Genomic DNA, 587 nt, shown 5'->3' with positions numbered 1-587 from the left:
CTTGAAATGGTCAAGGTCGAGCATGGCGATCAGCAGCGGATTGCCGTGGGCTTGCCACTGCATGACCTCCTGCGCCAGCCGTTCGCTCCAGGCCGCCCGATTGGGCAAGCCGGTCAACGGGTCGAGCAACGCCTTCTGTCGCTGATCCTCGAGGTGCTCACGATAACCAAGGACTTGCTGCTCCATCTGCGCCACACGCTCGGCCAACGATTGCAAATGGACCGAGATATCCTGTTCACGCACATCGCGCTGCTCTTGATGCTGGTCGATCATGCCCAGTAATCCTTCCAGGCGGTTCTCCAGTACGTGCTTAAGGCTGGGCAAGTCGACCGCATCTTGCACGCTGTGTTGCAGATCATCGACATGCTCGCGCAACTGAGTGTGCAGCGCATCAACCGCCGACCGGCCCTCGACGTGGACCTCACTGGCCACCTGGAGATTATTCTGGAACGATTCAAGACGTTCGTTGAGCTGTTTGAGATAAGCCTCGAACTCATGCTGGCCACTGTCAGTGACGGCTAGCATCAATACAGCAAGATCATCGAGGATCGGCAGCAACTCGTACCAGTTGAGCCCTTTTTCCAGAC

Annotated in this window: 1 protein-coding gene; it reads right to left on the bottom strand. The window is 57.2% G+C overall.

What is annotated here, in order from left to right:
* A partial coding sequence (locus TU76_RS24200) for a GGDEF domain-containing protein (RefSeq protein WP_048352686.1) occupies window positions 1-587 on the bottom strand: 587 nt, incomplete at both ends.

It is taken from the genome of Pseudomonas psychrophila, from assembly GCF_001043005.1.
Taxonomy (GTDB): domain Bacteria; phylum Pseudomonadota; class Gammaproteobacteria; order Pseudomonadales; family Pseudomonadaceae; genus Aquipseudomonas; species Aquipseudomonas psychrophila.
This window is presented reverse-complemented; position numbering and strand designations above follow the sequence as displayed.